At 73.9% G+C, this 23,046-nt stretch carries 22 protein-coding genes; 10 read left to right on the top strand and 12 right to left on the bottom strand.

Annotated elements, in window-relative coordinates; all coding sequences use genetic code 11:
* Positions 1-178: 178 nt before the first annotated feature.
* Complete coding sequence (locus ACH4TG_RS28295; RefSeq protein WP_398245354.1) at positions 179-1,174, bottom strand: aldo/keto reductase; 996 nt, start codon at positions 1,172-1,174, stop codon at positions 179-181.
* An 81-nt stretch (positions 1,175-1,255) separates the two neighbouring features.
* Here ACH4TG_RS28295 and ACH4TG_RS28290 point away from each other — a divergent pair, with 81 nt between their 5' ends.
* The gene (locus ACH4TG_RS28290) at positions 1,256-1,693 is read left to right on the top strand and encodes a MerR family transcriptional regulator (RefSeq protein ID WP_398245353.1); all 438 of its coding nucleotides are present in this window, start codon (positions 1,256-1,258) and stop codon (positions 1,691-1,693) included.
* Positions 1,694-1,787: 94 nt separating this feature from the next.
* Entirely contained in the window at positions 1,788-2,585 is a 798-nt protein-coding gene (locus tag ACH4TG_RS28285) for an SAM-dependent methyltransferase (protein WP_398245351.1), read from the top strand.
* A gap of 18 nt (positions 2,586-2,603) precedes the next feature.
* On the opposite strand, the gene ACH4TG_RS28280 is transcribed toward ACH4TG_RS28285, so the two are convergent.
* From ACH4TG_RS28280 to ACH4TG_RS28235, 10 genes are all read right to left on the bottom strand, one after another.
* Positions 2,604-3,338 carry a hypothetical protein gene (locus ACH4TG_RS28280; protein WP_398245350.1) on the bottom strand — a complete coding sequence of 245 codons (735 nt, stop codon included), beginning with the start codon at positions 3,336-3,338 and terminating at the stop codon, positions 2,604-2,606.
* Between the two features lie 149 nt (positions 3,339-3,487).
* Positions 3,488-4,306: an endonuclease/exonuclease/phosphatase family protein gene (locus tag ACH4TG_RS28275; RefSeq protein ID WP_398245349.1), complete on the bottom strand. Its 819-nt coding sequence runs from the start codon at positions 4,304-4,306 to the stop codon at positions 3,488-3,490.
* 54 nt (positions 4,307-4,360) lie between these two features.
* Complete coding sequence (locus ACH4TG_RS28270; protein ID WP_398245348.1) at positions 4,361-4,942, bottom strand: dienelactone hydrolase family protein; 582 nt, start codon at positions 4,940-4,942, stop codon at positions 4,361-4,363.
* 134 nt (positions 4,943-5,076) lie between these two features.
* The gene (locus ACH4TG_RS28265; RefSeq protein ID WP_398245347.1) at positions 5,077-6,804 is read right to left on the bottom strand and encodes an ABC transporter ATP-binding protein; all 1,728 of its coding nucleotides are present in this window, start codon (positions 6,802-6,804) and stop codon (positions 5,077-5,079) included.
* A complete protein-coding gene (locus tag ACH4TG_RS28260; RefSeq protein WP_398245345.1) occupies positions 6,801-8,600 on the bottom strand; it encodes an ABC transporter transmembrane domain-containing protein in 1,800 nt (599 codons plus the stop codon). The genes ACH4TG_RS28265 and ACH4TG_RS28260 overlap by 4 nt, the downstream gene beginning before the upstream one ends.
* Before the next feature lie 34 nt (positions 8,601-8,634).
* Entirely contained in the window at positions 8,635-9,399 is a 765-nt protein-coding gene (locus tag ACH4TG_RS28255; RefSeq protein WP_398245344.1) for an SDR family NAD(P)-dependent oxidoreductase, read from the bottom strand.
* 58 nt (positions 9,400-9,457) lie between these two features.
* A complete protein-coding gene (locus tag ACH4TG_RS28250; RefSeq protein ID WP_398245343.1) occupies positions 9,458-10,009 on the bottom strand; it encodes a hypothetical protein in 552 nt (183 codons plus the stop codon).
* Between the two features lie 925 nt (positions 10,010-10,934).
* A complete protein-coding gene (locus ACH4TG_RS28245; protein WP_398245342.1) occupies positions 10,935-11,789 on the bottom strand; it encodes a bifunctional 5,10-methylenetetrahydrofolate dehydrogenase/5,10-methenyltetrahydrofolate cyclohydrolase in 855 nt (284 codons plus the stop codon).
* A 67-nt stretch (positions 11,790-11,856) separates the two neighbouring features.
* A complete protein-coding gene (locus tag ACH4TG_RS28240; RefSeq protein WP_398245341.1) occupies positions 11,857-12,477 on the bottom strand; it encodes a cyclodeaminase/cyclohydrolase family protein in 621 nt (206 codons plus the stop codon).
* A gap of 74 nt (positions 12,478-12,551) precedes the next feature.
* Positions 12,552-12,971 carry a MarR family winged helix-turn-helix transcriptional regulator gene (locus ACH4TG_RS28235; RefSeq protein WP_398245340.1) on the bottom strand — a complete coding sequence of 140 codons (420 nt, stop codon included), beginning with the start codon at positions 12,969-12,971 and terminating at the stop codon, positions 12,552-12,554.
* Between the two features lie 61 nt (positions 12,972-13,032).
* On the opposite strand from ACH4TG_RS28235, the gene ACH4TG_RS28230 reads away from it, so the two are divergent.
* Complete coding sequence (locus tag ACH4TG_RS28230; protein ID WP_398245339.1) at positions 13,033-13,815, top strand: alpha/beta fold hydrolase; 783 nt, start codon at positions 13,033-13,035, stop codon at positions 13,813-13,815.
* A gap of 200 nt (positions 13,816-14,015) precedes the next feature.
* Here ACH4TG_RS28230 and ACH4TG_RS28225 read toward each other — a convergent pair whose 3' ends face one another.
* A complete protein-coding gene (locus ACH4TG_RS28225) occupies positions 14,016-14,684 on the bottom strand; it encodes a hypothetical protein (protein ID WP_398245338.1) in 669 nt (222 codons plus the stop codon).
* A gap of 118 nt (positions 14,685-14,802) precedes the next feature.
* Here ACH4TG_RS28225 and hemL point away from each other — a divergent pair, with 118 nt between their 5' ends.
* From hemL to ccsB, 7 genes are all read left to right on the top strand, one after another.
* On the top strand, positions 14,803-16,110 hold the full coding sequence (hemL, locus tag ACH4TG_RS28220; protein WP_398245423.1) for a glutamate-1-semialdehyde 2,1-aminomutase: 1,308 nt from the start codon (positions 14,803-14,805) through the stop codon (positions 16,108-16,110).
* Positions 16,107-16,832 (top strand): histidine phosphatase family protein, encoded by a 726-nt coding sequence (locus ACH4TG_RS28215; RefSeq protein WP_398245337.1) that lies wholly within the window; start codon positions 16,107-16,109, stop codon positions 16,830-16,832. The genes hemL and ACH4TG_RS28215 overlap by 4 nt, the downstream gene beginning before the upstream one ends.
* 524 nt (positions 16,833-17,356) lie before the next feature.
* Positions 17,357-18,664 carry a hypothetical protein gene (locus ACH4TG_RS28210; RefSeq protein ID WP_398245336.1) on the top strand — a complete coding sequence of 436 codons (1,308 nt, stop codon included), beginning with the start codon at positions 17,357-17,359 and terminating at the stop codon, positions 18,662-18,664.
* A gap of 93 nt (positions 18,665-18,757) precedes the next feature.
* Positions 18,758-19,369: a TlpA family protein disulfide reductase gene (locus tag ACH4TG_RS28205; RefSeq protein ID WP_398245335.1), complete on the top strand. Its 612-nt coding sequence runs from the start codon at positions 18,758-18,760 to the stop codon at positions 19,367-19,369.
* Between the two features lie 16 nt (positions 19,370-19,385).
* Complete coding sequence (locus tag ACH4TG_RS28200) at positions 19,386-20,144, top strand: cytochrome c biogenesis CcdA family protein (RefSeq protein ID WP_398245422.1); 759 nt, start codon at positions 19,386-19,388, stop codon at positions 20,142-20,144.
* A 4-nt stretch (positions 20,145-20,148) separates the two neighbouring features.
* Positions 20,149-21,951 carry a cytochrome c biogenesis protein ResB gene (locus ACH4TG_RS28195; protein WP_398245334.1) on the top strand — a complete coding sequence of 601 codons (1,803 nt, stop codon included), beginning with the start codon at positions 20,149-20,151 and terminating at the stop codon, positions 21,949-21,951.
* Entirely contained in the window at positions 21,948-23,036 is a 1,089-nt protein-coding gene (gene ccsB, locus ACH4TG_RS28190) for a c-type cytochrome biogenesis protein CcsB (protein WP_398245333.1), read from the top strand. Before ACH4TG_RS28195 ends, ccsB begins: the two co-directional genes overlap by 4 nt.
* Positions 23,037-23,046 lie beyond the last annotated feature (10 nt).

Genomic DNA, 23,046 nt, shown 5'->3' with positions numbered 1-23,046 from the left:
ACCTGGTCGCCGAACCCCTCGGTGCGCGCGGGGGGCGGCGCGGCCCCGCGGCGACACCGGATCAGGTGACCACCTGGTCCGGCGGTCCAGCGGGATCGGGGCCGGGGCCGGACATGTGCCCTGGCCCGGCCCCGCCTGATGCCGGGACCGCCCGCCGGGAGCGGACGATCCCAGCGGGTCAGTCCGCCCGGCGCGTCGCCGCCAGCAGCTTCTCCACCTGCCCGAACTCCTCCGCGCCGAGCGGCCCGTGGGCCAGCGCCCCGGCGTTCTCCTCGACCTGGGCGACGCTGCGGAAGCCCGGGATCGGCACGGTCGCCCCGCTGCGTGCCCACAGCCAGGCCAGCGCGCCCTGGGCGAGGGTGCGGCCGCCGCTGGTGAGGACGTCGCGGATGCCGTCGATCGCCGCGAGCCACTCCGGGCTGCCGGCGCCGTCGCGGAAGTACGTCATCCACGCGTAGTCCATGCGGCGCACGTCGTCCGCGGCCACCTGCCGCCGGTCGTGGTACTTGCCGCTGAGCAGGCCCATCGCCAGCGGCCCGCGGTTGATCGAGGCCTGGCCGGCCGCCTCGCACACCGCGATCATCGCGGGGTTGTCGCGGAGCACGGACATGTCGTGCTGGATCGCGGTGCTGTGCGGGGCCTGCGCCGCGAACGCCTCGGCCCTGGCCGGGTCGTCGGTGCTCCAGCCGTACGCCCGCAGGCTGCCCGCCTCGACCAGCTCCTCCAGGGTGCCGACGAGGTCGAGGGCCTGGTCGAGCGGCAGGTCGCCGATGTGCAGCTGGTACAGGTCGACGTAGTCGGTGCCCAGCCGGCGCAGCGAACCCTCCAGGCAGCTGCGCAGGTAGCCGGCGCTGCCGTCGGCCCCCTCGGAGGCCCGGGTCTCCTCGTCGAAGGTGAAGCCCCACTTGCTGGCGATCACGATCCGGTCCCGCCGGTCCCGGAAGGCCGCGCCGAGCACCTTCTCGCTGTGGCCCGCGCCGTAGCTGCTGGCCGTGTCGTAGAACGTCACGCCGAGGTCGAAGGCGCGGTGCAGCGCCCGGGTGGACTCGGCGTCGTCCACCTCGCCCCAGCCGAACTGCTCGGTGCTGCTGTTGCCGTACGGTCCGCCGATCGCCCAGCAGCCCATCCCGAGGCCGCTCACCTCGATGCCGCTGCGTCCCAGAAGTCGTCTCATGGCGGCAACTCTGGTATCTGGAGCGCGCTCCAGGTCAAGGTTTCGGTTCCGGACCGTCGCGGACCGTGCCACGCTGGGCGGGTGACGACGACCTACACCCCGGCTGCCGCGTCCGCCCGCAGCGGGTTCAGCCTGGACACGCTGCGGTACTACGAGCGGATCGGGCTGCTCTTCGACATCCGGCGCACCACGGGCGGGCAGCGCGTCTTCACCGAGGACGACCTCGACTGGCTCGGCGTGCTGCGCTGCCTGCGCGACACCGGCATGCCCATCGCGGACATGCGCCGCTACGCCGAACTGGCCCGGGACGGCGAGGCCACCTACGCCGAGCGGCTGCGCGTGCTGCGCGAGCACGCGACGCAGCTCGGCGCGCACATCGCGGCGCTGCTCGACCAGCAGCAGCACCTGCACGACAAGATCCGCTGGTACGAGGCCCAGGAGAACTCCCTGCCGGACCCGCACGCGGTCGCCGCGGCCCGGCCCGCCGCCGCGTCCGGCACCTCGCAGGACGGCCGCTGAGCCCGGGGCGCCCGCTCCCCGCGCGGAGGTGAGCCGTGGCGCCCCGGGGAAATCCGCGTGCCCGCGGGCGGCCCCGCGGTTAGCGTGGCCCCCCATGACCGACGCCGCTGACGCCACCGCCGCCACCACCCTCGACGCCGGGCGTCCCCCGCGCCTGACCCGGCTGACCTTCCACGGCCCGCTCTCCGAGGCCCGCGCCGCACGCCTCGTCGAGCGCCTGGCCCGCACCACGCCCGCGACGGTCCTCGATGTCGGCTGCGGCTGGGGCGAGTTGATGCTGCGGGTTCTGGAAGCGGTGCCGTCCGCCACCGGCGTCGGGATCGACCTGAACGGCGAGGACCTGGCCCGCGGACGGGCCAACGCCGGGGCCCGCGGGCTGGCCGGCCGCGTGGAGTTCGCCGAGGAGTCCGGCACCGGCACCGCGCGCGGTCCCGCCGACCTCGTGATGTGCCTGGGCGCCGGCCACGCCCTGAGCGACGAGGAGCCGCCCGGCCACCTCCCCGCGGCGCTCGCCGAGCTGCGCCGGCTGGTCGCCCCCGGCGGGCGGGTGCTGTTCAGCGAGGGCTACTGGCAGCGCACCCCCACCACCGCGGAACTGGCCGCCATGTGGCCCGGCGCGCACGCCGGCGAGCTGACCGACCTGGCCGGGCTCGTCGACCTCGCGGTGGCCGCCGGCTTCCGCCCCGCCTGGACCGAGACCGCGAGCACCGCCGAGTGGGACGACTTCGAGTCCGGCTACCAGTCCGACGTCGAGGAGTGGCTCGCCGCCCACCCCGGGCACCCCCTGGCGGACGAGACCCGCGAGCGCGTCGACGGCCACCGCGCCTCCTGGCTGCGCGGCTACCGCGGCGTCCTCGGCATCGCCTACCTCACCCTGATCCCGGTCGCGTGAACTGCCGCCTGCGGCAGCTCACTTGGACAGGGCGGCCATGACCCGGACGACCGACTGCCTCATGGCCGGCACGAAACGGTCCAGGCTGGGGAGCCTCGCCGGGTAGCCGTCGGCGCCCGTCGGAGGGTCCTCCACGTTCACGGGCTGCTGCAGGGCGGACAGGTCCACGGTGAACACCGCCCCGCCGTGCCGGACCAGCAGCGTGAGGCGGTCGTCCTGGCGCGTCAGCAGGAACGCCTCGTCACCGAGGCCGGGTACCGCCGTGGAGCGGCCGGTGTCCGCGCTCCCGGCCATGGAGTACGGGTCGACCTGGGTGTGCGCCCGTACGCGGTCCTCGAACTCGGCGGTGGGGTCCGTCTTCTTGTGCAGTTCCGCGGTCACGGTGACGGCGTACTGGCCCTTGAACTCGGTCGAGATCGGGCCGCTGGCGGTGAGCGTGCACTGTGCGGCGTCCAGCGCCGAGCCCGACTGCAGCTGGGCCGGTGTCGCCCCGGCGTCATCGGAGCGGAACGCGTCCGTCAGCGGCTTGAGGTTGTCGCCGTAGCAGGGCGACTCGGCGTGGTAGCCGTGCAGGTCCGGCGCCTTGGTGTGCCCGTAGCCGACCGCCTGGAGCACCAGGGCGGCCACCGCGCAGGTGACCGCGGCCGTGCCCACCACCCAGGGCCAGGGGCGCCGGCGGCCGCGCCCGTCCTGCGCGCTCACCACCTCGGCCGGAGCCTCGGCTCCCTCCTGCGCGTCCGGCTCCTCCGCCATCTCCGGATCCGTGATCACCAGGTCCCCCCCAGCTCGTCGTCTGCGCACTGTAGAGCGCGTGCCGGGGCGGGGCGGGCGGAACGGCGGGGAATTGAGCAGGGTCTGAGGTGGCCCGCACCACCCGTCCCGCGGAGCGGATCCGCGCGCGGTCAGTCCTTCAGGTCCACCAGGACGGCCGCGTGGTCGGAGGGCCACACGCCGTCGACGGGGGCGTCGCCGGCGCGCCGGACGGAGCGGACGGAGCCGAGGCCGGCGGGGCCGGGCGGGCCGACGTGGATGTAGTCGATGCGGACGCTCGGCGGGTCGAAGGACTCGGCGACGTACGGGTTGGCCGCGTCCCAGGTCGCCGACGGCTGCGCCGGGTCCGCGTACTCCCAGGCGTCGACGAAGACCTGGCCGGGCGCGGCCGGCGCGGTCTTGTAGCCGCCGAAGCGGCGCACCTCGTCGGAGTCCGGCCAGGCGTTGAAGTCGCCGGTGACGACCGGCGGGAAGTCCGTGCCGCCGCGGTGCTCCGCGACGAACGCGGACAGCGCCGCCACCTGCTCGCAGCGCACCGCGGACGCGTCGGACGCCGAGGTGAGGTGGGTGGTGAAGAACGGCACCTGGTGCCCAGGGGCGTCGATACGCGCGTGCAGGGCCAGCTTGCCGTCCTCGTCGCCCGGGCGGGCCGGCAGCTCCGCGACCTGGCGGTCCGCGATCGGCCAGCGGCTCAGCACGGCGTTGCCCAACGCGACCGACGGGTCGCCGAGCCGCCGCTGCCAGCGCTCCGGGGCGCGCGAGGGCGCCCACGTCCACTGCATGCCGAGCTGGGACGCGAACCACTCCGCCTGGTTGTCCCCGCCGCAGGCCCACACCTCCTGCAGGCCCACGACGTCCGGCCGCAGCTCGGCCAGCACGGCGAGGATCGCCTTCTGCCGTTCCTGCCACGGGCCGAACCGCCACCACACGTTCCACGTCAGCACGCGCACCAGTGCCCCCTCACGCCTCTGCGCCCCTCGACGCCCCGTCCTGCCGGGCCATCCTCACCCGTTGGCGTCGAGGAAGGCCAGGGCGCGGGAGGTGAGAAGGGCGGTGGCGGGCGCGTCGTAGTCCGGGAGGCCCGGATCGGCGAACAGATGGCCGGAGCCGGGGTAGAGGAACAACTCGGCGACGTCCGGGGCACTCTCCACCAGGGCGCGCGCGGCGTCGATGTCGCCCTCGTCGACGAACGACGGGTCGCGGTCCATGGAGTGGATCTGCACCGGCACCGCCGCGGGCCAGGCGCCGCCGAACTCCGAGGTGGGCACGCAGGAGTGGAAGAACAGCGCGCCCCTGGCTCCCGGCCGGGTCTGCGCCAGCATCTGCGCCGGCAGCACGCCCAGCGAGAACCCGGCGAGGACGATGCCGGCGGGCAGGCCCTCGGCCGCCGCCCGGCCGCGCTCGATGACCGTCCCGAAGCCGGTCTTCCGGGCGAACCCGACGCCGTCGTCCAGGTTCTCGAAGACGTGTCCCTCGTACAGGTCGGGGACGTGGACGGTGTGGCCGGCCCCCCGCAGCCCCTCGGCGAACTCCTCGACGCCCGGGGTCAGTCCGTGCGCGTGGTGGAACAGCAGTACCTCGGCCATGGCTTCCTCTCGCAGTCCCGTGCGGGGCCCGCGGCCCCCGTGCCGACGAGTATGGCCCCGGCCTCCGACAACGCCGGCCTCCGACAACGCCGGCCGCCGCGCGCGCCCGCTCCGCTCCTGCCGACGCCCCCGGCTCAGTCCCCGTGCCAGGAGTGCCACAGCGCCGCGTACGTCCCGCCGGCGGCCACCAGCTCGTCGTGGGTGCCGAGTTCGGTGACCGTGCCGCCGGCCATCACCGCGATGCGGTCGGCGTCGTGGGCGGTCTGCAGGCGGTGGGCGACCGCGATGACGGTACGGCCGTGCAGCGCCGCGGCCAGCGCCCGCTCCGTGCTGCGGGCGGTCGCCGGGTCGAGCAGCGCGGTGGCCTCGTCGAGGATCAGGGTGTGCGGGTCGGCGAGCAGGACGCGGGCCAGGGAGAGCTGCTGGGCCTGCGGGCCGTCGAGGTCGGGGACCGCCTCCAGGTCCGCGGCCCACTCCCCGGCGCCCACCGCGGCGAGCGCGTCCCGCAGTTCCGCGTCGCCGGCCGTCGGCCGGGCCAGCAGCAGGTTGGCGCGCAGGGTGTCGCGGAAGACGTGGTGGTCCTGGGTGACGAGCGCGATCTGCCGGCGCAGGCGTTCCGGCGGCAGGTCGGCGACCGGCACGCCGCCGACGGTGACCGTGCCGGTGCGCGGCCGGTCGATGCCCGCGATCAGCCGGCCCAGCGTGGACTTGCCCGCCCCCGACGTGCCGACGACCGCGAGCCGCTCACCGGGCCGCACGTCCAGGTCGACGCCGTGCAGCACGTCCGCGCCGCCCTGGTAGGCGTACCGCACGCCACTGACCACGATCCGGTCGTCCGCCGGCCGGGGCACCGGGCCCGCGGGGGCGGGGCCGCCGGGGACCGCGGCCAAGCCCTCGATCCGCGCGAACCGGGCGGTGCTGCTCTGCACCTGCTCCACCCACAGCAGGACGGCGTTCAGCGGCTCGACCAGCTGCCGGAAGTAGACGGCCGCGGCCACCACCGCGCCGAGCCCCACGGCCCCGCGGTCGTAGAGCGCGGCGCCGGCCGCCAGCACGCCCACGACGGGCAGCGTGGTGGCCAGGTCCACGCTCGGGAAGAGCACCGAGCGCAGCCACAGGGTGTGCAGCCGGGCGCGGCGGGCCTCGCCGATCGCCGCCTCGGTGGCGTCGATCCGCTGCCGCTGGAGCCGCAGTGCCTCCACGGTGCGCGCGCCCACCGTGGTGGTGGCCACGGTGTCGGCCACCGCCGCGGTCGCCGCGCCCTCGGCGAGGTAGCCCTCGCGGGCCCGGCGCAGGTACCAGCGCAGGGCGACGGTGACCACGGCCAGGCACGCGAGACCGCACGCCCCGAGTAGCGGGTCGAGCAGCAGCACCGCGACGACGATGAACAGGCACTGCAGGCCCGCGACGAACATCTGTGGCGCGGCCAGGCGCAGGGTCGCGGCGACCGAGTCGACGTCCGCGGTGCCGCGGGTGGCGAGGTCGCCGGCCGGGGCGTGCTCGACCGCGACCGCGGGCAGCGCGAGGACGCGGTCGGTGAACCGCTCTCTGACCCGCGCGGCCGCGCGCTCGCCGAACCGCGCCCCGGCGTACAGCGCGTACCGGGACAGCACGGTCTGGGCGAGGGTGGCGACGACGATGAGCAGCGCGAGCCGGTCGACGGTGTGCACCGCGGCGTGCCCGGTGGACCGCTTGACGGTGTCGACGATGGAGCCGAGCAGCCACGGGCCGACCAGGCCCGCCGCCGCGGCCAGCGCGTTGAGGGTCAGCACCGTGGCGAACGCGCCCTTGTCCGCGGCGATCTCGCCGAGCGCCGCGCGGCGCACCTGGGTCCGTCCGGCGACCGGCAGCGGGGTGGTCACGGCGCCGCCGTCTCGGTGGCGCCGGTGTCGCGTGCGACCAGGGCCCGGTAGGCGGGGGCGGCGTGCAGCAGGTCGTGGTGCGGTCCCGCCGCCGCGACCTGGCCGTCGACGAGGTGGAGCACGGTGTCGGCCTGCTCCAGGACCAGCGGCGAGGTGGTGGCGACCACCGTGGTCAGCCCGGCACGGGCCGCGCGCAGCCGGCCGGCCATCGCGGCCTCGGTCAGCGCGTCCACGGCCGACGTCGGCTCGACCGCGAGCAGCACCTCGGGCGCGGCGTACACCGCCCGCGCCATCCGCAGCCGTTGCCGCTGGCCGCCGGAGAGGTTCCCGGCCTGCGCGGTCAGCGGCGCGTCCAGCCCGCCGGGCAGCGCCTCGACGACGTCCTCCGCGACGGCGGTGCGGATCGCCGCGAGCAGGTCGGCGTCCCCTTCCCCGCTGTCCGCCACGGCCTTGCCGCCGCCGGCGAGCGCGTCCGTGTCGATGTCCGTGTCAGCGTCAGCGTCAGGCCGTCCCCCTGTCCCGCGGCCGGCCACCGCCTCGCGGAGGGTCGTGCCGAAGAGCACGGCATCGTTGTCGGCGAGGAGGATGCGGGCCCGGACGCGGGACAGGGGGACGGCCTGCAGGGGGGTGCCGCCCCAGGTGGCGCCGGACGGGGCGAACCGGGCGAGGCGGTCGAGGACGGCGGCGGAGTCGCCGGGGCGGGCGGCGGCCAGCGCGGTCAGCGTGCCCGGGGCCACGGCCACACCCGATGCGGGGTCGTGCAGCACCGCCGGTTCGCCGGGGGCCGGCTCCGGGTGGGCGCCGTCCTGGTGGCGGGGCTCCAGGGACAGGAAGGAGGTGACGCGGCGGGCGGCCACCAGGCCGCGGGCGATGTCGTTGCCCGCCTCGATGAAGAAGGTCACCGGCACCACGAGCATCGCCGTGTAGCCGTAAACCGCGACGAGGTCGCCGATGGCGAGCGTGCCCTCGGCGGCCATGCGGGCGCCGAGCCAGGTGACCAGGGCCAGGAAGAGCGCGGGCAGGCCGGTGGCGAGCGCCCCCACCCAGCTGGTGACGGCCCCGACGCGGTAGCCCTGGTCGCGCAGTTCGCCCGACCGCCGCCGGTACCGCGCGGCGTACACGTCCTTGCCGCCGAGCCCGCCCAGCACCCGCAGGCCGCTCACCACGTCCACCAGCAGGCCCGTCAACTCGCCCTGCTGCTGCCGGTATCCGGTGCCGACGTGCTGCAGCCGGCGCTGCAGCGGCCCGACCGTGGCCGCCACCAGCGGGACGCCCGCCAGCACCACGGCGGCCAGCAGCGGGGACAGGGACAGCAGCAGCACGGCGACCACCACGTAGCCGACGACCGAGCCGACGCCGGGACCGGTGACGGTCAGGGTGTCGGCGACGACATGGACGTCGTTCATGGCGATGGTGGCGACCTCGCCCGCGTCGGTGTGGCGGCGCAGCGCGTCGCCGAGGCCCGCGGCCTGCCGCACGGTGGCCCGCACGGTGCGGAACACGGCGTCCATCCGGACGCGGGTCATGGTGCGGTGCCGGGCGATGGCCGCCGCCGCGTTGACCGCGCCGACCGCGAGCAGCGCGCCCGTCCAGCCGAGCAGCGCGCCCGTGTCGTGCGCCCGCAGGCCGTCGTCGACGGCCCGGGACAGCAGGTACGGCGGGACGGTGAGCCCGGCCATCCACACGACGCTGATCGCCGCACCGGCCGCCACCCGCCCCCGCTGGCGCTTCACCAGCCACCACAGATAGCGGGCGGGGGACCGCAGGTCCTTGGCGTCGGGCGGGGTGAAGGCCATGGCCCCACCCTACGGAGGCGGCTCGGAGCCCCGGTCAGAGCTCCCGGTGGACCTTGGAATTGGAGGCCTGGGCGCGCGGGCGCAGGACCAGCAGGTCCACGTTGACGTGCGCGGGGCGGGTGACGGCCCAGGCGACGGTGTCGGCCACGTCGTCGGCGGTGAGCGGCTCCGCGACGCCGGCGTAGACGTTGGCGGCGCGCTCGGCGTCACCGCGGAAGCGGGTGAGCGCGAACTCCTCGGTCCTGACCATGCCCGGCGCGATCTCTATGATCCGGACCGGCAGGCCGTTCAGCTCCAGCCGCAGCGTCTCGGCGATGACGTGGGCGCCGTGCTTGGCGGCCACGTAGCCACCGCCGCCCTCGTAGGTGGCCAGGCCCGCGGTCGAGGAGAGCACCACGACGGTGCCGTCGCCGGAGGCGGTCAGCGCGGGCAGCAGGGCCTGGGTGACATTGAGCACACCCAGGACGTTGACCTCGAACATCGTGCGCCAGTCGGCGGGGTCGGCGGTGGCGACCGGCTCGGTGCCGATGGCGCCGCCCGCGTTGTTGACCAGCACGTGGCACGCGCCGAGGCCGGCGGCGAAGTCGTCCACCGCGGCCCGGTCGGTGACGTCCAGGGCGTGGACGGCCACGCTGCGGCCGGCCGCGGAGAGCTCCTCGGCGAGCGCCTTCAGGCGCTCGGTGCGGCGGGCGGTCAGCACGACGTGGAACCCGGCCTCGGCGAGCCTGCGGGCGGTGGCGGCACCGATGCCGCTGCTGGCACCGGTGACCACGGCGGTGCGGGGGCTGGGGCTGCTCATGGCGTGCTGCCTTTCGCGACGGGCGACGGGATCTGCTCCGCAGCATATGCGGCGGCTTTCAGGCGGTGGCCTCGGCGGGTGCGAGCGGGGCGGGCTCGGCGGCCGGTACGACGTCGGCCGCGGCGGCGGCGTCGGCCGCCTGAGCGGCCTGGGCGGCCTGGGCGTCGAGTGCGCGCAGCATCACCTTCTGGTCGAAGGCCAGCAGTCCGACGGTGGCGGCGCACATCAGCACCGCGAGGCAGGCGTGGGCGAGGGGCGAGGTGGCCTGCATGCCGATCACGCCGAGCACGGCGTGCAGGCCGACGCGCAGCGCGATCAGGCCGAGGGCCAGTATCCGGGTGCGCTTGCCCTTGAGGATCGCCTTGGCCATCTTCAGCCGGCCGCGGAGCACGGTGCGGGCCAGCACGATGTTCACGGCGAGCCCGGCGGTCAGCACGATCCAGCCGTAGTGGCTGGACTTGACCACGTCGTAGGAGGCGCCCATCAGCCCCTCGAAGGCGAAGAACCAGACGGGGACGGCTTTGAACGCGGGGGCGGCTTTGAACGCGGGGGCGGCTTTGGACGCGGGGGCGGCCGGGGGGGCCTCGGTACGTGCGACGGTGTGAGCCATGCGATGAGTTTTGCTGTCGCCCCTCGTCCGCCGGCAGAGCGGGAAATCCCCACCTCCACATGACAGATGTCACGCCTCCCCCTGAGCTAGCCCGGCTACGGCTCCCGGGGTGCCTCGCGCTGCGCGTGGCCGTCTGCTGGTCTCGTCGTGGCTGGTCGCGCAGTTCCCCGCGCCCCTGGCGGTGCACCTTCGGTGGGTGGGGTCGGGGCCGCCACGGGAGTGTCTCCTCGGAACTGTGCGCGCGGCTTTGCCCATTGGCTCACCCGGGAGGATGCACAGTTCCTGCGGGGACACTCCCGCACCGTCCCCTCCCAGCCCGTCCCCCGTCTGCGGGAGGAATGGGGACGCGGGTCACCCATGGGGGCGCGGGGTCCCCCAGCGCTTCGCCTGGGAGGTGCCCCCAGCGCGACCAGCCACGACGCACGGCGCAGCCGGCAGCGAACCTCCGGGGGCAGCCCAGATCCCGTAGGGGCGCGGGGAACTGCGCGACCAGCCACAGCCGGTCCGCACCCGGCAACGCACCTCCGGGGGCACCCCGGATTCCCGCCCCGGAGGGGCGATGCTCCAGGAGCGCGGGGAACTCCGCGCCCAGCCACACACGCACGTCGCAGACGGCAATTCACCCGGCAGGGCAGCCCAGTTGCCGCAGGGGCGCGGGGAACTGCGCGCCCAGCCACCCACGCACCGCGCAGCCGGCAACGCACGCCCGGGGGCAGCCCGGATTCCCGCCCCGGAGGGGCGATGCTCCGGGAGCGCGGGGAACTCCGCGCCCAGCCCAAACGGGCCGTTCGACGGCAATGACGCCCAAGGGGCAGCCCAGATCCCGCAGGGGCGCGGGGAACTGCGCGACGAGCCACGGCGGACCGTTGGACGGGGACGTAACCCCCGGGGGCTGCCCGGTTGCCGAGGGAGCGCGAGGGGCGGGTCAGATGGAGGAGGCGGCCTGGACGGTGTGGTGGAGGAGGAGAGCCGTGGTGAGAGGGCCCACACCCCCGGGCACGGGGGACACCGCGGCCTTGCGGCCGACCTCCTCGGCGGCCACATCCCCCACCAGCCCCCCGTCCTCCGTGGCGTTCGTGCCGACGTCCACCACCACCGCCCCGTCCCGCACATGCGCCGCAGTGATCAGGCCGGGCCGGCCCACGGCCGCGACCACGACGTCCGCCCGCCGCGTCACCGCGGCCAGATCGGGGGTGCGCGAGTGGCACACGGTGACCGTCGCGTCCCGGTCGAGCAGCAGGTGGGCGAGCGGCTTGCCGACCACCGTGGAGCGGCCCACGACGGCCGCCGACCTGCCGCGCAGCGGCACCTCGTGGGCGTCGAGCAGCTGCACGACGGCCTCCGCGGTGGCCGGGGCGAACGCGGGCAGCCCGGCGGCCAGCCGGCCCAGGCTCGACGGGTTGGCGCCGTCCACGTCCTTGGCCGGGGTGATGGCCCCGGCGAGATCCGCGGCGACCGCCCCGGGCGGCAGCGGCGTCTGCAGGATGATCCCGTGCACCTGCGGGTCGTCGCTCAGCCGGGCGAGGGTGTCCCGCAGCATTCCGGGGGCCGCGTCGGCGGGCAGCGCGACGACATCGCAGGCCACCCCGGTCTTCCCGGCCGCCCGGGCCAGGGACCTGACGTACCAGGCCGTCGACTCGTCCTCGGTGGCCACCACCACCGCCAGCCGCACCGCGACCCCGCCAGCGGCCAACTCGGCGGTGCGCGCCGTCACTTCGGCCCGGATCTCAGCCGCGCGCGCGGATCCGGTCAGGCTCGGTCCCAGGGCGGGGGCGGTCATGGGGCGGTCTCCTCGTGCTCCGGGCGTGCGGTGGTGAGCGGGCGCGCCGGGGCGGACCGGCGCGCGGTCATCGGGTGATCCGGTGGCGGACGCCCGCCGTGACGGACTCCGCGCGGGAGGCGAGGGCGTCGACGTCCGCGACGGTCGCGGCGAGGTCGGCGCGGGCGGCCTCGTCCTTGATGCCGCCGAGGTTGATCTCGACGTTCACCCGGGCGGTGGCGGCCGCCGCACGGGCCGCCTCCGCGGCGGCGGCGACGTCGGTGACGACGTTGGGGTTGCCGATCGGCAGCAGTTCCTCGGCCAGGGCGACGATCGCGGCGGCCACGGCGACGACCTCGGCCGGCGGCCGCGCGGCACCCTGCAGCGCCGCGGCGATCGCCCGCGAACGGACCGCCTTCTGCGTGTCGTCGGCCCGCGGCAGCGCGTACGCGTCGGTGACCGCGGTGAAGGCCCGCGCGTCGTCATCCGCCAACTGCAGGGCGCGGGCGCGCAGTTCGTCGCTGTCCGCGGTGATCCTGGCGATCGCGCCGGCGTGTGCCGCGTACTTCTCGCCGGTGGTGTAGCGGGCCACCATGCCGAGCAGGGCCGCGCCCTGGGCGGCGTGCAGCGCGGCGGCCGCGCCGCCGCCGGGGGCGGGCTCGCGGGCGGCGAGCCGGTCCAGATAGCCGCCGATGGTCTGGTCGTGCACCTGATGCCGCCCTTCGCGCGCTGGCCGTGTCCGGCGCCATGCTCCCATGGCCGGGCCCGCGCCGGCGGCACGGGTCAGCCGGTCAGCCGCCGCAACAGGGCCAGCAGGGTGGCGCGTTCGTCCTGGTCGAGGGGGGCGAAGGCGTCGGCGAGTACCTCGTCGGCGATGCGGTGGCCGGCCGCGAGCAACTGCTCGCCGGCCGGGGTGAGGTGGTGCTCGATGCGGCGGCCGCGGCCCGGGCGGCGCTCGATCAGGCCCTGCACGGCGAGCCGGCCGGCGAGCGTGCCGAAGGACTGCTCGGTCTGGAACGTCTCGCCGGCCAGCGCCCGGGCGGTCGCGCCGGGGGAGCGGCTGATCGCGCGCAGCGCGTCCCACTGGGCGAGCGTGGTGCCGGCCGCGGCGAGCCGGGTGTCGAGGGTGCGGTGCTGGCGGTACTGGACCTCCTTGACGGTCCGTCCCAGGAGCTGCAGTTCGGCGGGCGTGTGCGCGGGCATGGGTCGAGCCTAGCACTGATTAAGCTTGCTTATATAAACATCCTTAGTTACGGTGGACGGCATGACGCAGACGACACAGCTCGCGGTGGACGAAGCGGGCGCCGGCCGCCCCGTCCTGATCCTGCACGGCGGGGGAGGCCCGGCCACCGTCGCCGGTATCGCCGCCCACCTGTCCGGCGGCGCGGCGCCCTCGGCCCGCACCCTGACTTCCACCCATCCCGGCTGGGACGGCACGCCGCGGCCCCCGTGGTGCACCGGCATCGGCGCGCTGGCGTCCGGATACCTGGAGATGCTGGCCGAGCGCGGGCTGCGCGACGTGGTGGTCGTCGGCTCCTCGCTCGGCGGCTGGACCGCCGCGGAGATGGCCGCCCGCGACACTGCCGGCCTGGTCGGCGGCCTGGTGCTGATCGACGCCGTCGGCATCCACGTCGAGGGCGAGCCCGTCGCCGACTTCTTCGGCATGGATCCGCGCACCGCTGCCGCGCACTCCTGGCACGACCCCGACCGCTACTTCGTCGACCCGGCCGCCCTGCCCCCCGCGCAGCAGGCGGTCCGCGCGGGCAACCAGGCCGCCACCCGGGCGCTCACCGGGGGCCCGGCGATGGCCGACCCCGGGCTGCGCGACCGGCTCGCGGCCGTCGACGTGCCCGTCCTGGTGCTGTGGGGCGCCTCCGACCGCATCGTCACCCCGGTCTACGGAGCCGCCTACGCGCGGGCGTTCCCCCGGGCCCGCTTCCAACTCGTCGCGGACGCCGGCCATCTGCCGCACATCGAGCAGCCGGCCGTGACCTTCGGGCTTCTCGACGCCTATCTCGCCGGGCCCGGCAAAGAGAACCGGAAATGAAGCGGGAGTGAAATCCCCTGCCGCGGGGGAAAGTAGGAGCCGGGCGCCCGGACAGCGCTTTCTGCTCATCGCGCCGGGGTCATTTCCCGGCCCCGGTCAACTCTGGCGCGTGTGCGTGCCGTTGCGGTGATCCGCCACACGGAAAACCGGAGGATCCGGACCTGTCGGACGCGGCGGTGCGGGTCGGCTGAGCGCGGGGGCTACGGCCAGACCAGGCAGTAGAGCTGGTGGCCGGACTCCTCGCAGCGGCGGGCGAAATCCTGCCATTCGTGGAGCATCTGGTAGATGACGAACGCGTCGCGCGGTCCGCGCCGGTCGGGCACCGTCGACCAGATGAACGCGGCCGCGCCGAGCGACTCCTCGTCGGCCTTGCGCAGCGGCTCCACCACGGAGGCGGGCAGCCGGACCACGGCGTAGTCGGGGTGGAGCACCACGAGTTCGAGCGGGGGCACCTTGGACGGTGCTATGCCCTCGATGCCGGTGAGCACCATCGCCGCCATGGTCTCCGGCTTGACCTTGGTGTACATGCCCTGACCGAGTTCGTCGCCACCGAGTTCCTCGGGACGCATGGAGATCGGGACGCGTGCCGCAGTGGCACCGTCGGGCGCGCCGAAGTACTTGTAGGTCACCCCCACTCGGCCACCCCTGCTCCTGCCTTCTGCGGTCGGTCCTGCGGTCGATCGGCCTGTCTGCGAGCGCGGTTCGCGCTGCGTGTGCTGGTGCTCGTGGTGCTCGTGGTCGCGGTCCTCGGTGCTGCGGTCCTCCGGTGCGGGCCGGTCCTGCGGGGCGCGGCGCCTGCCCGTGGGTAGCGGATGCTCGGGGTCGCGGTCGCCCGGCCCCTCGCCCCGTCCGCAACCGCGGTGTTGCATTCCACTACCCGACCATCTGCTGACCCAACCATGCAACCCGATCATCGTCTCAGATGCACGGTTGAGACGTTACGGCGCAACGCCAGGCATTTGAGAGCATGTCCGCGTGAGCAATCCCCTGAGCTATCCGTACGAAGCACCAGTGTCCCAGGAACTCTTCGACCGCGCGGCGGCCGTGACGCCAGGAGGCGTGAACTCTCCGGTGCGGGCGTTCCGTGCCGTGGGCGGTACGCCCCGTTTCATGGTGTCCGGTGCCGGTGCGTACCTCACCGACGCCGACGGCCGGGAGTACGTCGACCTCGTCTGCTCGTGGGGCCCGATGATCCTCGGCCACGCCCATCCCGAGGTGATCGCCGCCGTGCAGGCGGCGGTGGCCCGCGGCACCTCCTTCGGCACGCCCGGTGAGGGCGAGGTGGCGCTGGCCGAGGCGATGGTGGCCCGCGTCGCACCGCTCGACCAGGTGCGGCTGGTGTCCTCGGGCACCGAGGCGACGATGTCCGCGATCCGGCTCGCGCGCGGCTTCACCGGCCGGACGAAGGTGGTGAAGTTCGCCGGCTGCTACCACGGCCACGTGGACGCCCTCCTGGTCGCCGCCGGATCCGGTGTCGCCACGTTCGGGTTGCCGGACACCCCCGGGGTGACGGGCGCCCAGGCCGGCGACACGATCGTGCTGCCCTACAACGACGTCGAGGCGGTCCGCCAGGCGTTCGCGGCGCACCCCGGGGAGATCGCCTGCGTGATCACCGAGGCGTCGCCGGGCAACATGGGCGTGGTCCCGCCGCGTGACGGCTTCAACGCCGCGCTGAAGCAGCTGTGCGCCGACGACGGGGCGCTGTACGTCTCCGACGAGGTGATGACCGGCTTCCGGGTCAGCCCGGCCGGCTGGTACGGCCTGGACGGCGTCCGGCCCGACCTGATGACCTTCGGCAAGGTCATGGGCGGCGGCTTCCCGGCCGCGGCCTTCGGCGGCCGCGCCGACGTGATGGCGCAGCTCGCCCCGGTCGGCCCGGTCTACCAGGCCGGCACCCTGTCGGGGAACCCGGTCGCGACCGCCGCGGGCCTGGCCCAGCTGCGGCTGCTGGACGACGCCGCGTACGCCACGGTGGACGCGGTGTCGCGGGAGATCCAGGGACTGGTGACGCAGGCGCTGGCCAAGGAGGGCGTCGCCCACCGGCTCCAGACCGCGGGCAGCATGTTCTCCGTCTTCTTCACGGACCAGGAGGTCCGCGACTTCGAGGACGCCAAGCAGCAGGAGGCGTTCCGCTTCACCGCCTTCTTCCACTCGATGCTGGCGCAGGGCGTGTACCTGCCCCCGTCGGCGTTCGAGTCCTGGTTCGTGTCGACCGCACACGACGAGCGGGCCGTGGAGCGGATCGCCGCTGCGCTGCCCGCCGCCGCACGTGCCGCAGCGGAGGCCCACGCATGAGCAGCACCACCGAGCCCACCGGCGCCGCGGGCGACGGCGCCCGCCCCGACGGCGAGCTGACCGTCGTCCACCTCATGCGGCACGGCGAGGTGCACAACCCCGGCGGCGTGCTCTACGGCCGCGCGCCCGGCTACCACCTGTCCGAGCTGGGCCGGAAGATGGCCGACCGGGTCGCCGAGCACCTGGCCGACCGCGACATCCGGTACGTCGTCGCGTCGCCGCTGGAGCGCGCCCAGGAGACCGCGTCGCCGATCGCGACCGCGCACGGGCTGCCGATCGCCACCGACGAGCGGCTGATCGAGGCGGAGAACAAGTTCGCGGGCAAGACCTTCGGTGTCGGCGACGGCGCGCTGCGCAAGCCGGCCAACTGGAAGTACCTGACCAACCCGTTCCGGCCCAGCTGGGGCGAGCCGTACGTCGAGCAGGTCGTGCGGATGACGGCGGCGCTCCACGCGGCCCGTGACGCGGCCCGCGGGCACGAGGCGGTGTGCGTCAGCCACCAGCTGCCGATCTGGATCGTGCGGTCCTTCGCCGAGCACCGCCGGCTGTGGCACGACCCGCGCAAGCGGCAGTGCACCCTGGCCAGCCTGACCACGTTCACCTTCCGGGGCGACGAGATCGTGTCGGTCGGCTACAGCGAGCCGGCGATCGACCTGGTGCCGGCGCATCTGCGCGCGGGCGCCAAGCCGGTGAAGGGCGCGGGCAAGGCGTACGGCGCCTAGCGGCGGGCGCCGCGTCCGGCCCGGCGGCACCGCGGCCGCGCCGGGGTCCCGCGGGATTTCGAAGGGGGCGTCCCCCGGGACGCCCCCTTCGGCTTGCCTGCGCGCGGGGAAGTGCCCAGGCTGGTGTGGGGACGGGGAGCGGCGGTCGCCGCTCGGTGCGGCCGCGCCGTCATGTGCTGGCGCCGCCGGTGCCGTCCCGTACCGGTGCAGAGCCTCTCGGCGCCTGTGCCGGAGCTGTGCGGGCCCGCGTCGCCGGGTCCCTGCGGGCCGCTTCCATGCGCCCCTTTTTCCGCTGCCGCGGGCGGTCATGCCGTGGCCCGCGGTTTCGCCCGGGTGGCGGAACGCGGACGGCGAACCGGTGATACGGATGGTCCGTCCAGGGGAGGCAGTCCTTCGGATTGTCATATTGGACGTCACCATGAGGAACCTGTGAACGTCATGGTGGGTGACCACTCTTCAGTCGTCTCCGAAGACGGCCCACCTTGACCACGTAGGGCCGGGACGCCGAGAACGGGGAACCGCACATGAGCCTCATGAGCCGAAGGGCACTGCTGACCACGACCGCCGGAGCCGCCGCGGGGCTCGCCGTGGCGGGGTGCGGCGACCAGAAGCCGGGCAAGGCGGCCGCCCCGCCACCCGCCCGGAAGACCGGCGAGGGGTCCGGTGCGAGCGGCGCGCACCTTCCGGACCAGGCCGTGACCCTGATCGGGGACGGCTCCACCGCACACACCGGGCCGCAGCCCAACCAGCCCACCGTCGACCGGCTGCAGCCCGGGCAGACGCCCCCGCAGTTCGTGATCTTCTCCTGGGACGGCGCCGGCGAGGTCGGCAACGGCCTCTTCCCGCGCTTCCGCAAGCTCGCCGCCGACTACGGCGCCTCGATGACCTTCAACCTCTCCGGGCTGTACCTGCTGCCCGAGGACAAGAAGATGATGTACGACCCGCCGAACAGCCCGCTCGGCGCCTCGGACATCGGCTACCTCGCGGACGACCACATCAAGATGACCCTCGACAACCTGCGCAACGCGTGGCGCGAGGGCCACGAGATGGCCACCCACTTCAACGGCCACTTCTGCTCCGGCCGCGCCAGCGTCGGCCGCTGGACCCCGGCCGACTGGCAGAGCGAGATCGACCAGGCCGTGTCCTTCGTCACGCAGTGGAAGACCAACACCGGCTGGCACGACGACGAGCCGCTGCCCTTCGACTACGCGAGCGAGCTGACCGGCAGCCGCACGCCCTGCCTGCTCGGCCAGGGCAACCTGATCCCCACCGCCGCGGCGCTCGGCTGGCGCTACGACACCAGCAACCCCGGCGGCATCCAGGTCTGGCCGGACAAGATGCAGGGCGTCTGGAACTTCCCCCTGCAGGCCATCCCCTTCCCCGGGCACAAGTTCGAAGTGCTGTCGATGGACTACAACATGCTGGCCAACCAGTCCCACGCGGCCACCAAGTCCGACCCGCGCAACTACCCCGGCTGGCGCTCGCAGGCCACCGCCTCCTACGTCGCCGGTTTCCAGCGCGCCTACGAGACCAACCGGGCGCCCATGTACATCGGCAACCACTTCGAGCAGTGGAACGGCGGCATCTACATGGACGCCGTCGAGGAGGCCTTCAAGCACATCGCGTCGGTCGCCGAGACCAGCAAGGACGTGCGGCTGGTGTCCTTCCGGCAGTTCGTGGACTGGCTCGACGCCCAGGACCCGCAGGTGCTGGCGCGGCTGCGTACGCTGGGCGTCGGCGAGAAGCCGGCCGGCGGCTGGGGCGAGTTCCTGTCCGCCTCGGCGACCGCTCCCCAGGGCGCCGCCAAGGACAGCGTGACGTCCGCCACCTGACCGCACCTGATCCTTACTTGGGGCAATTGCCGCTTTTGGTGTCGGCGTCGGGGGTGCGACAGATCGCCACAAGGGCCATGCGAAACTTTTCACATGAGTCCTACGCGCGCCCCCCGGCGCCGCGCCGCCCGCGGTGCCGCGGCCCTGGCCGCCACCGCCGCACTTGTGCTGTCCGCTGCCGCCTGCTCGTCCAGTTCGTCCTCGACGTCCAAGGACGGCGCCAACTTCGTCGGCGGCAACGGCGAGATCATCACCGTCAAGCCCGCCGACCGCAAGGACGCGCCCGCGCTCAGCGGCAAGACCGTCGACGGCGGCACCGCGAGCCTGGCCGCCTACAAGGGCAAGGTCGTGGTGATCAACGTGTGGGGCTCGTGGTGCGCCCCCTGCCGGGCCGAGGCCCCCAACCTGGCCGAGGTCGCCAAGACCGACGCGGCCAAGGGTGTGCAGTTCCTCGGCATCAACACCCGCGACACCGACGTGGCCAACGCGGTCAGCTTCGACAAGCGGTTCGGCATCACGTACCCGAGCTTCTACGACCCGTACGGGAAGCTGATCCTGCAGTTCCCCAAGGGCACCCTCAACCCGCAGGCCATCCCCTCCACGCTGGTCGTCGACCGGCAGGGGAGGGTGGCCGCGCGCGTGCTCAAGGCGCTGAGCACCGCGGAGCTGCACCAGCTGATCGACCCGATCGTCGCGGAGAAGTGACGTGGCCGGCAGCACGCTGACCGTCCTTGCGGCCGACCCCAGCCAGACGGTGCTCACCGGAGCGCTGCTGGCCGCGATACCGGTCGCGATGTTCGCCGGGCTCGTCTCCTTCTTCTCACCGTGCGTGCTGCCCCTGGTGCCCGGCTACCTGTCCTATGTGACCGGGGTCACCGGCACGGACCTCGGCGAGGCCCGGCGGGGCAGGATGGTCGCCGGCGCCTCGCTGTTCGTCCTCGGCTTCAGCGCCGTGTTCGTCTCCGGCGGCGCGCTGTTCGGCAACTTCGGCGTGACCCTGCAGGCCCACCGGGAGGTCCTCACCAAGGTCTTCGGCGCGCTCACCATCGTGCTCGGTCTGGCCTTCATGGGGTTCGTCGGCGGCATCACCCAGCGGGAGTTCCGCTTCCACACCCGGCCGGCCGTCGGCCTGGCCGGCGCGCCGGTACTCGGCGTGCTCTTCGGCCTGGGCTGGACGCCGTGCATCGGCCCCACCCTCGGCGCCGTCAACACCCTCGCCTTCCAGGACGCCAGCGCGGGCCGCGGCGCCCTGCTGATGGTGTTCTACTGTCTTGGTCTGGGCGTGCCGTTCATCGTCGCGGCGGTCGCCTTCCGCCGTACGCTCGGCGCGTTCGCGTGGGTCAAACGCCACTACAAGTGGGTCATGCGGCTCGGCGGCGGGATGCTCGTCGCCGTCGGCGTCCTGCTGGTGACCGGCGTGTGGGACCACATCACCTACCAGATGCAGATCTGGTCGAGCAGCTTCACCCCAGGGGTCTGAACCCATGAGCATCACGCAGAAGAACGGCGGCGACGCTGCGGAGACCCCCGCGGCGTCGAGCTCCCCGCAGGACCCCGAGGACCCCGGGACCGCCGGGAAGTCCGAGAGCGAGGAACTCGGCGCGGCCGGCGCCCAGCTCAGCACCCAGCCCGTCGACACCCTGGCGCAGGCGCCGGGCCTCGGCCTGATCGGCTGGGCGCGCTGGATGTGGCGGCAGCTCACCTCGATGCGGATCGCGCTGATCCTGCTCTTCCTGCTCTCGCTGGCCGCGATCCCCGGCTCGCTCATCCCCCAGCACTCCGACCAGCTGAAGGTCGACGCGTTCAAGAAGGCGCACCCCACCATCAGCCCGCTCTACGAGCGGCTGGGGATGTTCCACGTGTACAGCTCGCCGTGGTTCTCGGCGATCTACATCCTGCTGTTCGTCTCGCTGGCCGGCTGCATCGTCCCGCGCACCTGGCAGTTCGTCGGGCAGCTGCGGTCCAAGCCGCCGGCCGCGCCCCGCAACCTGACCCGGCTGCCCGCCTACAGCACCTGGCGCACCGACGCCACGCCCGAGCAGGTCAGCGCCGCCGCCGAACGCGCGCTGCGCGGGCGCCGGTTCCGCACCAGCGTCACCGGCAGCTCGGTGGCCGCGGAGAAGGGCTACCTGCGCGAGGCCGGCAACCTGCTGTTCCACGTGGCGCTGTTCGGGCTGCTGATCGGCTTCGCGGCCACCTCGCTGGAGGCGGCCCAGGGCGGCAAGCTGATCGTCGAGGGCGACGGCTTCACCAACAACCCGACGCAGTACGACGACTTCAGCGGCGGCACGCTGTACGGCAAGAGCGACCTCAAGCCGTTCGGCTTCTCCCTCGACAGCTTCGACGCCAGCTACGCCAGGACCGGGCCCGAGCGCGGCTCGGGCCGGAAGTTCCAGGCCAACATCCACTACTGGAACGGCGCGGACGGCAAGCCGGTCAAGGGCTCGATCTCGGTCAACCACCCGCTGAGCATCGGCGGCGAGCAGGTCTACCTGATCTCGCACGGCTACGCGCCGGTGGTCACCGTCAAGGACGCCCAGGGCAACATCGCCTACCAGGGCGCGGTGCCGTTCCTGCCGCAGGACAACCTCGGCACCGCGATCGGTGTGGTCAAGGTCCCGGACGCGCTCGGCAAGGACGGCAAGCCGGACGAGCTGGCGTTCCGCGGGATCTTCACCCCGACCTTCGCGCTCGACAAGGTGCAGGGCCCGCACTCGTCCTTCCCGGCCCTGGACTACCCCGCGCTGATCCTCAACGCCTACCACGGCGACCTGGGGCTGGACGCCGGGCTGCCGCAGAACGTGTACCAGCTCGACACCACCCACATGACGCAGCTCAAGGACGACAACGGCGAGCTGGTGAGCAAGGCCCTCAAGCCCGGCGACACCCTGACGCTGCCCGACGGCCGCGGCTCGCTGCGGTTCGACGGGGTCAAGACCTGGGCCAGCTTCACCATCTCCCACCAGGCGGGCAACGAGGCCGCCCTGGTGAGCGGCGCCGCCGCGATCCTCGGCCTGATGGGCTCGCTGTTCATCCAGCGCCGGCGGATCTGGGTGCGCGCACTGCCGCAGCAGGACGGCACCACGCTGGTGGAGATGGGCGGCCTCGGCCGCAGCGAGTCCGCCAGGATCGCCGACGAGATCGGTGACGTCGCCCTGCAGCTCCAGCCGGACGCACCCGCCAGACCGGACCCTGACGAGGCCCCGGACGACGACGACGGCCCGGACCCCGCCAGGACCCCTGGCAATTCAGCCCCTCAGACCGCAGACGAAGGAGCCCGCGCGTGAACATCGCTGCCGCGGTCAACGAGAACTTCGCCAACTACAGCAACTACCTCATCCGCTCGGCGATGTTCGTCTACGCGCTCGCCTTCCTCGCGCACCTGGCCGAGTGGGTGTTCGGCGCCCGCAGCCGGGTCGCGGTGCAGTCCGCCGCGCTGACCGGCGAGGCCGAGCAGAAGAGCGCCGCTCCCGGGGTGACCGTCAAGGTCACCGCGCGCGGCGGCACCACCACCCTGGAGCGGCCCAAGGTCATCACCCGCGCCTCGGCCAGCGACCGCGGCATCGCGGACGGCCCCGGCGCCGCGGGCGGCTCGGAGAAGGGCGACCTGTACGGCAGGATCGCGGTCTCCTTCACGGTGCTGGCCTGGCTGCTGCACTTCGGCGGCGTGGCGTTCCGCGCCGCGTCCGTGCAGCGCGCGCCGTGGGGCAACATGTACGAGTTCTCCACCACGTTCGGCATGGTCGCGGTCGGCGCGTACCTGGTGCTGCTCGCGCTGAAGAAGGACGTCCGCTGGATCGGCCTGTTCCTCACCACCACGGTGCTGCTCGACCTGGGCCTGGCCCTGTCGGTGCTCTACACCTCCAGCGACCAGCTGGTGCCGGCGCTGCACTCGTACTGGCTGTGGATCCACGTGTCCTGCGCGATCATCTCCGGCGCGGTGTTCTACCTGGCGGCCGTCGGCAGCCTGCTCTACCTGTTCCGGGACCACTTCGAGGTGGCGCTGACCGCCGGGCGCGCCCAGGAAGGGCGTTGGGGCGACATCATGCGGCGGCTGCCGTCCGCGGCCACCCTGGACAAGTTCGCGTACCGGATGAACGCGCTGGTCTTCCCGCTCTGGACGTTCACCATCATCGCCGGCGCGATCTGGGCGCAGGCGGCGTGGGGCCACTACTGGGAGTGGGACCCCAAGGAGACCTGGTCGTTCATCACCTGGGTCGCGTACGCCGGTTACCTGCACGCCCGCGCGACCGCCGGCTGGAAGGGCCGCAAGGCCGCCTACCTGGCGCTGGCCGCCTTCGCGTGCTTCCTGTTCAACTACTACGGCGTGAACATCTTCGTCACAGGAAAGCACTCCTACGCCGGCGTCTGAGCCGTGCGGC

The organism is Streptomyces sp. NPDC020917, from assembly GCF_044333795.1.
GTDB lineage: Bacteria > Actinomycetota > Actinomycetes > Streptomycetales > Streptomycetaceae > Actinacidiphila.
The sequence above is the reverse complement of the archived record's forward strand: the minus strand, read 5'-3'. Positions and strand labels throughout refer to the sequence as shown.